13 protein-coding genes are annotated in these 13999 nt (G+C 62.6%); all 13 read left to right on the forward strand.

Annotated elements, in window-relative coordinates:
* The first annotated feature begins 152 nt into the window (after positions 1-152).
* The 13 genes from ACVDG8_RS32195 to ACVDG8_RS32255 all read left to right on the forward strand — a co-directional run bounded on the left by ACVDG8_RS32195 (position 153) and on the right by ACVDG8_RS32255 (position 13619).
* A complete protein-coding gene (locus ACVDG8_RS32195; protein WP_447252073.1) occupies positions 153-773 on the forward strand; it encodes an NADH-quinone oxidoreductase subunit J in 621 nt (206 codons plus the stop codon).
* A 2-nt stretch (positions 774-775) separates the two neighbouring features.
* Entirely contained in the window at positions 776-1084 is a 309-nt protein-coding gene (gene nuoK / locus ACVDG8_RS32200) for an NADH-quinone oxidoreductase subunit NuoK (protein ID WP_040982022.1), read from the forward strand.
* A gap of 11 nt (positions 1085-1095) precedes the next feature.
* Positions 1096-3069, forward strand: coding sequence for an NADH-quinone oxidoreductase subunit L (gene nuoL, locus ACVDG8_RS32205; RefSeq protein WP_447252074.1), 1974 nt, complete (start codon positions 1096-1098; stop codon positions 3067-3069).
* Positions 3069-4574 (forward strand): NADH-quinone oxidoreductase subunit M, encoded by a 1506-nt coding sequence (locus ACVDG8_RS32210; RefSeq protein ID WP_455707380.1) that lies wholly within the window; start codon positions 3069-3071, stop codon positions 4572-4574. The genes nuoL and ACVDG8_RS32210 overlap by 1 nt, the downstream gene beginning before the upstream one ends.
* A gap of 13 nt (positions 4575-4587) precedes the next feature.
* A complete protein-coding gene (gene nuoN / locus ACVDG8_RS32215) occupies positions 4588-6024 on the forward strand; it encodes an NADH-quinone oxidoreductase subunit NuoN (RefSeq protein ID WP_447252076.1) in 1437 nt (478 codons plus the stop codon).
* A 4-nt stretch (positions 6025-6028) separates the two neighbouring features.
* Positions 6029-6850, forward strand: coding sequence for a biotin--[acetyl-CoA-carboxylase] ligase (locus ACVDG8_RS32220; RefSeq protein WP_447252077.1), 822 nt, complete (start codon positions 6029-6031; stop codon positions 6848-6850).
* A gap of 50 nt (positions 6851-6900) precedes the next feature.
* Complete coding sequence (locus ACVDG8_RS32225; RefSeq protein ID WP_447252078.1) at positions 6901-8571, forward strand: ribonuclease J; 1671 nt, start codon at positions 6901-6903, stop codon at positions 8569-8571.
* Positions 8572-8680: 109 nt separating this feature from the next.
* On the forward strand, positions 8681-9085 hold the full coding sequence (gene mce / locus ACVDG8_RS32230; protein WP_447252079.1) for a methylmalonyl-CoA epimerase: 405 nt from the start codon (positions 8681-8683) through the stop codon (positions 9083-9085).
* Positions 9082-9366, forward strand: coding sequence for a DUF1467 family protein (locus ACVDG8_RS32235; protein WP_447252080.1), 285 nt, complete (start codon positions 9082-9084; stop codon positions 9364-9366). Before mce ends, ACVDG8_RS32235 begins: the two co-directional genes overlap by 4 nt.
* Before the next feature lie 684 nt (positions 9367-10050).
* The gene (proS, locus tag ACVDG8_RS32240) at positions 10051-11379 is read left to right on the forward strand and encodes a proline--tRNA ligase (RefSeq protein WP_447252081.1); all 1329 of its coding nucleotides are present in this window, start codon (positions 10051-10053) and stop codon (positions 11377-11379) included.
* Positions 11376-12659 carry a lipoprotein-releasing ABC transporter permease subunit gene (locus tag ACVDG8_RS32245; protein WP_447252082.1) on the forward strand — a complete coding sequence of 428 codons (1284 nt, stop codon included), beginning with the start codon at positions 11376-11378 and terminating at the stop codon, positions 12657-12659. The genes proS and ACVDG8_RS32245 overlap by 4 nt, the downstream gene beginning before the upstream one ends.
* Entirely contained in the window at positions 12659-13339 is a 681-nt protein-coding gene (locus ACVDG8_RS32250) for an ABC transporter ATP-binding protein (protein WP_447257153.1), read from the forward strand. The genes ACVDG8_RS32245 and ACVDG8_RS32250 overlap by 1 nt, the downstream gene beginning before the upstream one ends.
* Positions 13340-13466: 127 nt before the next feature.
* A complete protein-coding gene (locus tag ACVDG8_RS32255; RefSeq protein WP_447252083.1) occupies positions 13467-13619 on the forward strand; it encodes a hypothetical protein in 153 nt (50 codons plus the stop codon).
* Positions 13620-13999 lie beyond the last annotated feature (380 nt).

Here is a 13999-nt window from a genome sequence, read left to right on the forward strand (position 1 = left end):
CGTTACCCCTCATCCGACCCTTCGGCCCACCTTCTCCCCGTAAACGGGGAGAAGGAACAAGAAAGTGGACGGCGCAACGGCGTCCGTCTAAGGAACACGCGGTTTCGAACCGGAGGCGGGTCGGAGTCGGAATTTGGAACCCGGGGGAACCCATGCTGACTGGATTAGAGGCGGCCTTTTTCTACCTCTTCGCCTTTATCGCCGTGGCGTCGGCCTTCATGGTCATTTCGTCGCGCAACCCCGTGCATTCGGTGCTGTTCCTGATCCTCACCTTCTTCAACGCCGCCGGCCTGTTCATGCTGACCGGCGCCGAGTTCCTGGCGATGATCCTGCTCGTCGTCTATGTCGGCGCGGTGATGGTGCTATTCCTGTTCGTCGTCATGATGCTCGACGTCGACTTCGCCGAGATGAAGCAGGGCGCGCTGCAATATGCACCGATCGGCGCATCGGTTGGGATTATCCTGTTTATTGAGTTGGTCGTCGTGCTCGGCGGCTACACCTTCGCGCCGCAGCTCGCCTCGACGGTTGCCAAGCATACGCCGGATCTCGCCACGCGCTCCAACACGGCAGCACTCGGCGACATCCTCTATACGGACTACCTCTACTACTTCCAGATTTCGGGCCTCGTGCTCCTGGTCGCCATGATCGGCGCCATCGTGCTCACGCTGCGCCACAAGGAAGGGATCAAGCGGCAGTCGATCGCCGCCCAGGTCGGCCGCACGCCGGCGACGGGCATGGAAATCCGCAAGGTCAAGTCGGGCGAGGGTATCTGAAGATGGTCGTCGGCATCGCACATTATCTGACCGTATCGGCGATCCTGTTCACGCTCGGTGTGTTCGGCATCTTTTTGAACCGCCGCAACATCATCGTCATCCTGATGTCGGTCGAGCTGATCCTGCTTGCGGTCAACATCAATTTCGTCGCCTTCTCGGCGGCGCTGCATGACCTCGTCGGACAGGTCTTTGCCCTGTTCGTGCTGACGGTCGCAGCCGCCGAGGCCGCGATCGGACTTGCCATTCTTGTCGTCTTCTTCCGCAACCGCGGCTCGATCGCGGTCGAAGACGTCAGCGCGATGAAGGGTTGACGGGAACGATCATGTATCAGGCTATCGTCTTCCTTCCGCTGCTTGGCTTCTTGATTGTCGGCCTGTTCGGCAATTCGCTCGGCGCCAAGGCGTCCGAATACATCACCTCCGGCTTCCTGGTTATTGCCGCTGTTTTGTCGTGGGTCGCCTTCTTCACCGTCGGCTTCGGCCATGGCGAAGTGTTCACGGTGCCGGTGCTGCGCTGGATTCAGTCTGGCGGCATCGATGCATCCTGGGCGCTCAGGATCGACACGCTGACGGTGGTCATGCTGGTCGTCGTCAACACCGTGTCGGCGCTGGTCCACATCTACTCGATCGGCTACATGCATCACGATCCGAACCGGCCGCGCTTCTTCGCTTACCTGTCGCTGTTCACCTTCGCGATGCTGATGCTGGTGACGGCCGATAACCTCGTCCAGATGTTCTTCGGCTGGGAAGGCGTCGGTCTCGCCTCCTATCTCCTGATCGGCTTCTGGTACAAGAAGCCGTCGGCCAATGCCGCGGCCATCAAGGCCTTTGTCGTCAACCGCATCGGCGACTTCGGCTTCGCGCTCGGCATCTTCGGTGTGTTCGTGCTGTTCGGCTCGGTCAACCTTGGCACCATCTTTGCCAATGCGGCCACTTACCTGCCGGCCGAAGGCGCGCCGGCGGGCGCCGCGGTGCTCACCTTCCTCGGTCATGCGCTGGACAAGCAGTCGGCGCTTACGGTGGTCTGCCTGCTGCTCTTCATGGGCGCCATGGGCAAGTCGGCGCAGGTGCCGCTGCACACCTGGCTGCCGGACGCCATGGAAGGCCCGACGCCGGTCTCCGCGCTGATCCACGCAGCGACCATGGTGACCGCCGGCGTGTTTATGCTGGCAAGGCTGTCGCCGCTGTTCGAGCTGTCGCATTCGGCGCTGACCGTCGTCACCTTCATCGGCGCCTTTACCGCCTTCTTCGCGGCGACCGTCGGTCTGGTGCAGAACGACATCAAGCGCGTCATCGCCTATTCGACCTGCTCGCAGCTCGGCTACATGTTCGTGGCGCTCGGCGTCGGCGCCTATGGCGCGGCGATCTTCCATCTGTTCACGCATGCCTTCTTCAAGGCGCTGCTGTTCCTCGGCTCCGGCTCGGTCATCCACGCCGTGTCGGACGAGCAGGACATGCGCAAGATGGGCGGCCTGCGCAAACTGATCCCCAACACCTATTGGATGATGGTGATCGGCACACTGGCGCTGACCGGCGTCGGCATCCCGGCGACGGTGATCGGCACCGCCGGCTTCTTCTCCAAGGACGCCATCATCGAAACCTCGTTCGCCGGCCACAACGCGGTCGCGGGCCTGGCTTTCGTGCTGCTCGTGATCGCGGCCTGCTTCACCAGCTTCTATTCCTGGCGGCTGATCTTCATGACCTTCCATGGCGAGCCGCGCGCCAGCCACGAGGTGATGCATCACGTCCATGAATCGCCGCCGGTGATGCTGGGGCCGCTCTATGTGCTGGCGGTCGGCGCGCTGTTTGCCGGTGTCATCTTCCACGGCGCCTTCATCGGCGAGGGTTATGCCGAGTTCTGGAAGGCGTCGCTGTTCACGATGCCGGACAACCACATCCTGCACGAAATACACGAGCTGCCGCTCTGGGTGGAACTGGCGCCGTTCGTCGCCATGCTGATCGGCTTTGCCGTCGCCTGGCAGTTCTATATCCGTCGTCCCGACATGCCGAAGGAACTCGCGGCGCAGCATCGCGGCCTCTACGCCTTCCTGCTCAACAAATGGTACTTCGACGAGCTGTACGACTTCCTGTTCGTGCAGCCGGCCAAGCGCCTCGGCAGGTTCCTGTGGAAGACCGGTGACGGCGCCATCATTGACGGGCTCGGTCCCGATGGCATCTCGGCGCGTGTGGTCGACATCACCAACCGCGTCGTCAAGCTGCAGACCGGCTATCTCTATCACTACGCCTTTGCCATGCTGATCGGCGTGGCCGCTCTCGTCACCTGGATGATGCTCTGATGACCGCCTGGCCAATCCTCTCGCTGGTCACCTTCCTGCCGCTGGTTGGTGTTCTGCTCATCCTGTTCATCAACGATGACAATGACAACGGGCGTCGCAACATCCGCGCGATCGCCTTCATCACGACGGCCTTCACCTTCCTGGTGTCGCTGTTCATCTGGACGGGCTTCGACAATTCGCAGGCCGGCTTCCAGTTCGTCGAGAAATACGCCTGGCTGGATTCGGGCATTTCCTACCACATGGGCGTCGACGGCATTTCGATGCTGTTCGTCATCCTGACGACCTTCCTGATGCCGTTCTGCATCCTGGCTTCCTGGGAAGCGATCGAGAAGCGGGTCAAGGCCTATATGATCGCCTTCCTGATCCTCGAGACGCTGATGATCGGCGTGTTCTGCGCGCTCGACATCGTGCTGTTCTACGTCTTCTTCGAGGCCGGCCTGATCCCGATGTTCATCATCATCGGCGTCTGGGGCGGCAAGCGGCGCGTCTATGCCTCGTTCAAGTTCTTCCTCTATACGCTGGCCGGCTCGGTGCTGATGCTGCTCGCCATCATGGCGATGTTCTTCCAGTCGGGCACCACCGATATCGCGACGCTTTTGACGCATCACTTCCCGGCCAACATGCAGACTTGGCTGTGGCTCGCCTTCTTCGCCTCCTTCGCGGTGAAGATGCCGATGTGGCCGGTGCACACCTGGCTGCCCGACGCCCATGTCGAGGCGCCGACAGCCGGCTCGGTCATCCTGGCCGCCATCCTGCTGAAGATGGGCGGGTACGGCTTCCTGCGCTTCTCGCTGCCGATGTTTCCGGAAGCGTCGGCGATGTTCGCACCGCTGGTGTTCACGCTCTCCGTCGTCGCCATCATCTACACCTCGCTGGTGGCGCTGATGCAGGAGGACATGAAGAAGCTGATCGCCTATTCGTCGGTCGCCCATATGGGCTTCGTCACCATGGGCATCTTCGCCATGAACCAGGAAGGCGTGCAGGGCGCGATCTTCCAGATGCTCAGCCACGGCCTTGTCTCGGGCGCGCTGTTCCTGTGCGTCGGCGTCATCTATGACCGCATGCACACGCGCGAGATCGATGCCTATGGCGGCCTGGTCAACAACATGCCGAAATACGCCACCGTGTTCATGGTCTTCACCATGGCCAATGTCGGCCTGCCGGGCACCTCAGGCTTCATCGGCGAATTCCTGACCATGCTCGGCGTGTTCAAGGTCAACACCTGGGTAGCGTTCTTTTCCGCCACCGGCGTGATCCTGTCGGCGGCTTACGCGCTCTGGCTCTATCGCCGGGTGATCTTCGGCGTGCTGACCAAGGAAAGCCTGAAGAACCTGCTCGACCTTTCGACCCGCGAGAAGGTGATCGTCTATCCGCTGGTGGTGCTGGTCATCTTCTTCGGCGTCTATCCGGCGCCGGTGTTCGACGCGACGGCGGCTTCGGTCAAGACGCTCGTCACCAACGTCACCGCATCCATCAATTCCGCGCAGACCGCGGCGGCGAACTGACTGGGGATAAACCATGACGCCGGACCTTCTCTCCAGTCTTTCGCTCTCGACGCCGGAGCTGATCCTCGCCATCGGCGCGCTGGTTCTGCTGCTGATCGGCGCCTATTCGCGCAGCAACAACACCATGACGGTGACCGTGCTTGCCGTCGTCGTGCTGGTGATCGCCGGCTTGTCGCTCGCCTTCTCCAGCGGGGTTGGACCTGGCTATGGCGGCGCCTTCATCCAGGATTCCTTTTCGCGCTTCATGAAGATGCTGTCGCTGATCGGCTCGGCGGTCGCGCTGGTGATGTCGATGCGCTTTGCCCGGCAGGAGCATTTCGACAAGTTCGAGTTCCCGGTGCTGATCCTGCTCTGCACGCTCGGCATGATGCTGATGATCTCGGCCAACGGCATGATCGGGCTCTATCTCGGCCTCGAGCTGCAGTCGCTGGCGATCTATGTGCTGGCGGCGATCAACCGCGACAATCTGCGTTCGACCGAAGCAGGCCTGAAGTATTTCGTTCTTGGCGCGCTGTCGTCGGGGATGCTGCTCTACGGCATCAGCCTCGTTTACGGCTACACCGGCAATGTCGGCTTCCAGGAAATCGCCTCGGCGCTCGGCAGTGGCGAGCGCCAGCTTGGCCTGGTGGTCGGCCTCGTCTTCGTTCTGGCGGGCCTTGCCTTCAAGATTTCCGCCGTGCCCTTCCATATGTGGACGCCGGACGTCTATGAAGGCGCACCGACGCCGGTCACTGCTTTCCTGGCGGCGGCACCCAAGATGGCGGCGATGGCGCTCATCGTGCGCGTCACCATGGGCGCCTTCAAGCCGATCGCCGCCGACTGGCAGCAGATCGTCGTCTTCATCTCGATCGCCTCGATGGCGCTTGGCGCTTTCGCGGCCATCGGCCAGACCAACATCAAGCGCCTGATGGCCTATTCCTCGATCAGCCATATGGGCTACGCGCTGGTCGGCCTGGCCGCCAACAGCCAGGACGGCGTGCGTGGCGTTGCCATCTACATGCTGATCTATCTGGTGATGACGCTCGGCACCTTCGCCTTCATCCTCGCCATGCGGCGCAAGGAAGGCAATGTCGAGCAGATCAGCGATCTTGCCGGTCTGTCGTCGACCAATCCGTACATGGCCACCATCCTGACCGTCCTGATGTTCTCGCTGGCCGGCATCCCGCCGCTCGCGGGTTTCTGGGGGAAGTGGTACGTGTTCCTCGCCGCCATCAACGCGCATCTCTATGCGCTGGCGATCATCGGAGTGCTGGCTTCGGTGGTGGGCGCCTACTATTACCTGCGCATCATCAAGATCATGTGGTTCGACGAGCCGGTCGGCGGCTTCGTGCCGATGGCGAGCGAGCTGCGCGTCGTGCTCGGCGTCAGCGGCGCCTTCGTGCTGTTCTACGTGCTGATCGGCGGACCGATCGGCAGCTACGCCGAAGCCGCCGCAAAGACCTTCTTCTGACGGGATGGCGTTTCGGCTGGCTCCAACCGCGACTTCGGAAGGGTTCCGGCTCGATGCCCATGACAGCGTCGGCTCCACCAACACGGTGGCGCTAGAGCACGCGCGGGCCGGCGATCCCGGCAAGCTCTGGGTCGTCACCAGAAGGCAGGAAAGCGGCCGTGGCCGGCGCGGCCGTGCCTGGCTGATGCCCGCAGGCAATCTGGCGGCAACGCTGCTTCTCATTCCTAGCAGCGAACTGAAGCTTGCCGCGACGCTCGGCTTCGTCGCCGGCCTTGCGCTCGCCGATGCGCTCGACGCCGTCGTGCCGAAGGGCCGGATCGCGGTCGCCGTCGACGGCGCCAGCCAGGGCCGCAACCGTTTCGAGCTGAAATGGCCGAACGATGTGCTGGCTTCCGGCGCCAAGCTCGCCGGCATCCTGCTGGAATCGACCATGCTCGAAGGCGGCCGTTTCGCGGTTGCGATCGGCATCGGCGTCAATGTGGCGGCCTATCCGCAGGATCTGCCTTATCCTGCGACGTCGTTGCAGGCGCTGGGCGCCGATTGCGACGCCGAGACGTTGTTCCTGGCGCTGTCGGATGCCTGGAGCGAGAATGCCCGGCTGTGGGATGACGGGCGTGGGCTTAATGCCATAAGAAAGCGCTGGCTGACCCGCGCGGCGGGCCTTGGCGGCGAGGTTGCTGTCAGAATTGACGGCAATGTGGTGCGTGGCGTCTTCGAAACCATTGACGAGGACTGCCGTTTTGTGATCCGCGACGATGAGGGATCGGTTTTGACGATTGCCGCCGGCGATGTGCATTTCGGCGCTGTCGCGTCGGCTCGTCTTTGACGACTTGATTTGAGTGACTTGGCCTGAGAGGCCAGGAAGGAAAGAATTTGATGGCGAACAAGGAAAACGCCGAACTCGTCTTCGCGCCGCTTGGTGGCGTCGGCGAGATCGGCATGAATTTCGCCCTTTACGGCTACGGGCCGGCGCACGCGCGCGAATGGATCGTCGTCGATGTCGGGGTGACGTTTCCCGACAGCGCCCATCCGGGCGTCGATCTCATCTTGCCCGACACGCGTTTCATCGAGGAAAACATCGACGGCCTGCGCGGCATCGTCATCACCCACGCGCATGAGGATCATTACGGCGCGCTGCTCGACATCTGGCCGAAGCTCAAAGCGGCTGTATGGATGACGCCGTTTTCTGCCGGACTGCTCGAAGCCAAGCGGCAGGGCGAACAGGGGGCGCCCAAGATCCCGCTGACGATCTACCGGGCCGGCGAGAAATTCACCATCGGACCGTTCGAGATCGAGGCCATCCCGGTCGCGCATTCCATCCCCGAGCCGATGTCGCTGGCGATCACCACGCCGGCCGGCACGGTGATCCATACCGGCGACTGGAAGATCGATCCGGCGCCGACGATCGGCCCGATGACCGACGAGGCGCGTTTCCGCGCCTATGGCGACAAGGGCGTGCTGGCGCTGATCTGCGATTCCACCAATGCTCTGCGCGAAGGCGAATCGCCGTCGGAAGTTGCAGTCGGCGAAGGGCTGAAGGGCGTCATCGAGAGCGCCAAGGGCCGTGTCGCGGTCACGACCTTCTCCTCCAATGTCGGGCGCATCGTCTCGATCGCGAGAGCGGCGCGTGATGCCGGCCGGCAATGCCTGGTGCTTGGCCGTTCGCTGAAGCGCGTCATCGATGTCGCCGGCGAACTTGGCTACATGGACGGCCTGCCGGAGTTCATTGCCGAGGAGGATTACGGCTTCATCCCGCGCGAGAATTTGGTGATCATCTGCACCGGCAGCCAGGGCGAGCCGCTGGCGGCGCTGGCCAAGCTGTCGCGCGACGAGATGAAATCGGTGTCGCTGACGGCCGGCGACACGGTGGTGTTTTCCTCGCGCACCATTCCCGGCAACGAAAAGGCTATCCTCGAGATCAAGAACCGCCTCATCGATCTCGGCATCAAGATCATCGAGGATGGCGACGCGCTGGTGCATGTCTCCGGCCATCCGCGGCGCAGCGAATTGCGCAAGATGTATGAGTGGGTGCGGCCGCAGATCGGCGTTCCGGTGCATGGCGAGGCGGCGCATCTGGTGGCGCAGGGCTCGCTGATGTCGATGTCGGGCATTGGCCAGGTGGCGCAGGTGCGCGACGGCGATCTGCTCAGGCTCTGGCCGGGCCCGGCGACGATCATCGACCAGGTGGCGTTCGGCCGCGTCTATAAGGATGGGTCGCTGATCGGCACCGACCAGGCGATGGGCATACGCGACCGGCGCAAGCTCTCATTCGCCGGCCATGTCGCGGTCAATGTCGTGCTCGACGACAAATACGAGCTCGCCGGCGATCCGGACCTTGTCGCCATCGGCGTCGCCGAGGCGGACGGCAAGGGCAATACGCTGGAAGACCTGATGCTCGACGCGGCGGTCGGCGCGGTGGACTCCATCCCGCGTCAGCGCCGGAAGGATCTCGATCTGGTGCAGGAAGCGGTGCGCCGCGCGGTGCGTGGCGCCGCCAATGAGGCCTGGGGCAAGAAGCCGCTGGTGACTGTATTCGTCACGCGGTGACGAATAAGGGAATAGGGGAGTAAGGCAGTAGGGGAAGAACGAGCGGTTGCTTGTTTCCTTGTTTTTCCCCTATTGCCCTACTGCCTTACTCCCTAAAGCGGAGCTTTTCATGCTTGGACGCCTCAATCATGTCGCGCTTGCCGTGCCGGATCTGGCTGCCGCGACCGCAACCTATCGCACTACGCTTGGCGCGCGGCTCAGCGAGCCGCAGGCGCTGCCGGAACATGGGGTGACCGTGGTGTTCGTCGATGTCGGCAACACCAAGATCGAGTTGCTGGAGCCGTTGGGCGAGGCGTCCCCCATCGCCGCCTTCCTGGAGAAGAACCCGTCAGGCGGCATGCATCATGTCTGCTACGAGGTCGACGACATCCTTGCCGCGCGCGACCATCTCAAGGCGAGCGGCGCCCGCGTGCTCGGCGATGGCAACCCCAGGATCGGGGCACATGGCAAGCCGGTGCTGTTCCTGCACCCCAAGGATTTCTTCGGCACATTGGTCGAACTGGAGCAGGCATGAACTGGGTTCTGTTCGCCGCTTTGTTTTTCGTCACCTGGTGGCTGGCGCTGTTCATTGTTCTGCCGTTCAGCCTGCGCACCCAGGACGACGACCAGGATGTCACACTGGGCACCGTTTCCAGCGCGCCGCGCGGACCGCATGTGCTGCGCGCCTTCATCCGCGCGACGATCGTGACAATGGTCGTGATGGGCGTTCTCTATGGCCTGACGGTGGGTCTGGGATTCGGTTTCGACGACATCATGCGGATGATGCCGGACTTCACGCCGGACGCCAGTCACTGAGGTGGGGAGGTTCGCCTTGGCGAACCTCCCCACTTTTTGCTCGACGCAATTACCGACGGAGGGTTACGGCGAAGTCGCCGAACTTAACCGCTTCATACTTTTCCTGAAATTGCTCAACGCTACAGTTTTCGCAAGTATTGAGCAGTAAACGCGCGCCAAGGTTGAGATCGGAAGCCGGCTTCCGATCTTGACGGCTGCATGATGATCAAGCTGTTTGGCAGGGGGCGTGCTAAGCGGATGATTGCACAAAAAAAATGCAAGGCACAAGGCCTTGCAATTTAAACGCGTCCGATCCGTTTCCGGTGTCCGGCGGCAGCGAGTAACCGCGCCTAGATCGCATCCTCCCAAGACTTTGACCGCGTAGGAGAGCAGATTTTTCTCCGCCCTCTCGGTTATCGGCGCACACTAGACCAAGGCAGGTGAAAATGTCACGAAGAATTTTGCCCCGAAACGGGCAATATCGTGCTGCACTGCACAATAGTGTAGCATAGCTTGCTTGTGAATCGATCAAATAGCGGTATTTGGCATTTCAGGGCCTCGACTGGCTTTTTGGTCGGGTTCAGAGGCCGTCAACACTTTAGGGTGCTCGGGTTTCCATTCGGCCACGAAATGGCTATGAAGCCCGGGCAAACAAGCCTCGTCGCGCCGATTCCGGCGCCGCTATTCTCACTCACGGACCAGTCCATGCGTTTGTCGCGCTATTTCCTGCCCATTCTCAAAGAAAATCCCCGCGAGGCTGAAATCGTCTCGCATCGGCTGATGCTGCGCGCCGGCATGATCCGCCAGCAAGGGCAGGGCAGCTTTTCCTGGCTGCCGCTCGGCAAGCGCGTGCTGGACAAGGTCTGCCAGATCATCCGCGAGGAGCAGAACCGCGCCGGCGCCCTGGAAATCCTGATGCCGACCATCCAGTCGGCGGATCTGTGGCGCGAAAGCGGCCGTTACAACGACTACGGCAAGGAGATGCTGCGCATCAAGGACCGGCAGGACCGTGACATGCTCTACGGTCCGACCAATGAGGAAGTGGTCACCGAGATTTTTCGCGCTTATGTGAAGTCCTACAAGGACCTGCCGCTCAATCTCTATCACATCCAGTGGAAGTTCCGTGACGAGGTGCGGCCACGATTCGGCGTCATGCGCAGCCGTGAATTCCTTATGAAGGACGCGTATTCCTTCGACCTCGATTTCGAGGGCGCGCGCGCAGCCTACAACCGCATGTTCGTGTCCTATCTGCGGACCTTCACGCGCATGGGCCTGCAGGCGATACCGATGCGCGCCGACACCGGTCCGATCGGCGGCGACCTCAGCCACGAATTCATCATCCTAGCCGACACCGGCGAGAGCCAGGTGTTTTGCGACCGCGCCTATCTTTCGCTGGGCGTGCCGGGCGCGGACACCAACTTTTCCGACGACGCCGAGATCGGCGACATCGTGAAGACATGGACGACGCCTTACGCCGCCACGGACGAGATGCATGACGAGGCGGCCTGGGAGAAGCTCGGCGAAGCCGACCGGGTCTCGGCGCGCGGCATCGAGGTTGGCCACATCTTCCATTTCGGCGACAAATATTCGAAGCCGCTGAACGCCAAGGTGACCGGGCCCGACGGCAAGGATCACTTCGCGTCCGGCGGCTCCTACGGCATCGGCCCGTCGCGCCTGGTGGCGGCGATCATCGAGGCGAGCCATGACGAGAACGGCATCATCTGGCCGGAGGCGGTGGCGCCGTTCGATATCGGCCTGATCAACATGAAGGCGGGCGACGCCGAATGCGACCGCGTCTGCGACGAGCTCTACGCGGCGCTGACCTCGGCCGGCAAGGACGTTCTCTATGACGATACCGACCAGCGTCCAGGCGGCAAGTTCGCCACCGCCGACCTGATCGGCCTGCCCTGGCAGGTGATCGTCGGCCCGCGCGGCGTGGCCGCCGGCGAGGTCGAGATCAAGAACCGCAAGTCCGGCGAGCGCGAGACGCTGCCGGTCGCCGAGGCGAAGAAGCGCCTGGGTGTCGCCGCATGAGCGAAGCGGCGGCGGCCCGGTCAGCGGCAGGTGCATTCTCGGGTTTCGAGCGCATGGTGGCGTGGCGCTATCTGCGCTCGCGGCGCAAGGAGACGGTGATTTCGGTCATCGCCTCGATCTCCTTCCTCGGCATCATGCTCGGCGTCGCGACGCTGATCGTCGTCATGGCGGTGATGAACGGCTTTCGCGCCGAGTTGCTGACGCGCATCCTCGGCGTCAATGGCCACCTGATCGTGCAGCCGCTCGATTCGCCGCTTGAGGACTACGCGCAGGTGGCGGGCCGCATCAACGGCGTCCCAGGCATCAAATATGCCATCCCACTGATCGACGGCCAGGTGCTGGCGCAAGGCAATGTCGGCGGCGGTACGGGCGCGCTGGTGCGCGGCATCCGCGGCGAGGATCTCGGCAAGATCTCGATCGTCTCCGGCAACATCAAGGAAGGCACGCTCGACGGCTTCGATGCCGGCGAAGGCGTGGCGATCGGCAAGCGCATGGCCGAGAATCTCGGTCTCGTGCTCGGCGATACCATCACGCTGATTTCGCCCGACGGCGATGTGACGCCGCTCGGCACCACGCCACGCATGAAGGGCTATAAGATCGCGGCGATCTTCGAGGTCGGCATGTCGGAGTATGACAGTTCGATCGTCTATATGCCGTTTTCGGAAGCGCAGCTCTATTTCAACATGGACGGTCGGGCGCAGACCATCGAGATCTATGTCGACAATCCGGACAATGTCGATGCGCTGAAGCCGCTGGTCGAGCGGGCGGCGCAGCGGCCGATCGATATCGTCGACTGGCGCCAGCGCAACGAGACCTTCTTCTCGGCGCTGCAGGTCGAGCGCAACGTCATGTTCATGATCCTGACGCTGATCGTGCTGGTGGCGGCGCTCAACATCATTTCCGGCCTCATCATGCTGGTGAAGGACAAAGGCCACGACATCGCCATCCTGCGCACCATGGGCGCCTCGCGCGGCGCGATCCTGCGCATCTTCCTGATGACGGGCGCGGCGATCGGCGTTACCGGCACGATCGCCGGCGTGCTGCTCGGCGTGGTCATCTGCATCAACATCGAATCGATCCGCCAGTTCTTCTCGTGGATGACCGGCAAGATCCTGTTCAATCCCGAGCTTTATTTCCTCAGCCAGTTGCCGGCCAAGATGGATCCGCGCGAGACCACCTATGTGGTGATCATGGCGCTCGGCCTGTCGTTTCTTGCAACCGTCTTTCCGGCCTGGCGGGCAGCCCGGCTCGATCCTGTCGAAGCCTTGCGGTACGAATGATGGCCGAGACCATTATCGAGTTGAAGGGCGTCGAGCGGCACTATGTCCAGGGGCCGCGCAAGCTCACCATTTTGAACGGCGCCGATTTCTCGCTGCGGCGCGGCGAGATGGTGGCGCTGGTGGCGCCGTCAGGCACCGGCAAGTCGACGCTGCTGCATACCGCGGGGCTGCTGGAGCGGCCCGACGCCGGCGACGTCATCCTTGGCGGCCGTGCCTGCGGCCGGCTGTCGGACGAGGACCGCACCGCGATCCGCCGCAACGATGTCGGCTTCGTCTATCAGTTCCATCACCTGCTGCCGGAATTCTCGGCCCTCGAAAACATTATGATGCCGCAGCTGATCAAGGGGCTGCCTCGCAAGGACGCGTCCGAGCGGGCGGCGCAGCTTCTCGACTACATGCAGATCGGCAAGCGCGCGCAACACCGGCCGGCCGAGCTTTCGGGCGGCGAGCAGCAGCGCGTGGCGATCGCGCGCGCGGTGGCCAACGCGCCGCTGGTGCTGCTGGCGGATGAGCCGACCGGCAATCTCGACCCGGTGACGGCGTCCTACGTCTTCGACGCGCTGGAGGCGCTGGTCCGGCAATCCGGCCTGGCGGCGCTGATCGCGACCCACAATCATGAGCTGGCGGGCCGCATGGATCGGCGCGTGACGCTGGCCGAAGGCAAGGTCGTGCCTCTCTGAGGCTTGGCTGACGATCTACGCTAACGGGCCGGGAGCCGGATTCCAGCCAGCAATGCTGTCATGACGGTCAGCCGTGTATCCGCCGCGGATGTGATAGGATGCGACCTGTCGCCGGCCGGAGGCCGCCATGAAAAAGGTCATTCTCGGGATTGTCGTGCTGCTGTTCCTGGCGGTCGCCTTGTCGACCGTCTACTCCCTGCTTTTCGGGTGTCCGCGTGGTGGCTCATACCGATGCGTCCAGGGCTTCAACCGTGAAACCTGCGGCTGCCCGCAGTCGTAGGTTTCGGGTGCTGCTGTCGGAAGGGACGCAGGCAACTCTGAGCGCATTGCACACGCCGGTTGGTGGGGAATAGGCGCCTGGTCTTGCGGCCCCCAAGGGCTCTCGGGCGCTGCGGCTTCGACCGGTCACCCCTCAGCCAGCGTTTACCTTTCATTTACTGTGTAAAATTCTCTGCCTCTCGCCGTGCCAAGGAGGTCGTTGACATTCGAACAAAATTAGAACAAATTGCGAACATATCAACAACAGGAGAGAGTTATGTCTGATCTGGTTCAGGATGTCGTCTCGCTGGTTTGCATGAGCACCTTCCTTGTTTCCATGGCGATCTGGATTGGCGCCATGTGATCAGGCGGCATGGTCGCCGCGCCGGGGCGGGCAAGTGC

It is taken from the genome of Mesorhizobium sp. ORM8.1 (assembly GCF_053005525.2).

Excerpts from the sequence above, each read along its gene's own strand:
- proS (WP_447252081.1), top strand. The coding sequence starts at position 10,051 with ATGCGTTTGTCGCGCTATTTCCTGCCCATTCTCAAAGAAAATCCCCGC.
- ACVDG8_RS32195 (WP_447252073.1), top strand. The coding sequence starts at position 153 with ATGCTGACTGGATTAGAGGCGGCCTTTTTCTACCTCTTCGCCTTTATC.
- nuoK (WP_040982022.1), top strand. The coding sequence starts at position 776 with ATGGTCGTCGGCATCGCACATTATCTGACCGTATCGGCGATCCTGTTC.
- ACVDG8_RS32255 (WP_447252083.1), top strand. The coding sequence starts at position 13,467 with ATGAAAAAGGTCATTCTCGGGATTGTCGTGCTGCTGTTCCTGGCGGTC.
- ACVDG8_RS32235 (WP_447252080.1), top strand. The coding sequence starts at position 9,082 with ATGAACTGGGTTCTGTTCGCCGCTTTGTTTTTCGTCACCTGGTGGCTG.
- ACVDG8_RS32245 (WP_447252082.1), top strand. The coding sequence starts at position 11,376 with ATGAGCGAAGCGGCGGCGGCCCGGTCAGCGGCAGGTGCATTCTCGGGT.
- ACVDG8_RS32210 (WP_455707380.1), top strand. The coding sequence starts at position 3,069 with ATGACCGCCTGGCCAATCCTCTCGCTGGTCACCTTCCTGCCGCTGGTT.
- ACVDG8_RS32220 (WP_447252077.1), top strand. The coding sequence starts at position 6,029 with ATGGCGTTTCGGCTGGCTCCAACCGCGACTTCGGAAGGGTTCCGGCTC.
- nuoN (WP_447252076.1), top strand. The coding sequence starts at position 4,588 with ATGACGCCGGACCTTCTCTCCAGTCTTTCGCTCTCGACGCCGGAGCTG.
- ACVDG8_RS32225 (WP_447252078.1), top strand. The coding sequence starts at position 6,901 with ATGGCGAACAAGGAAAACGCCGAACTCGTCTTCGCGCCGCTTGGTGGC.
- ACVDG8_RS32250 (WP_447257153.1), top strand. The coding sequence starts at position 12,659 with ATGGCCGAGACCATTATCGAGTTGAAGGGCGTCGAGCGGCACTATGTC.
- mce (WP_447252079.1), top strand. The coding sequence starts at position 8,681 with ATGCTTGGACGCCTCAATCATGTCGCGCTTGCCGTGCCGGATCTGGCT.
- nuoL (WP_447252074.1), top strand. The coding sequence starts at position 1,096 with ATGTATCAGGCTATCGTCTTCCTTCCGCTGCTTGGCTTCTTGATTGTC.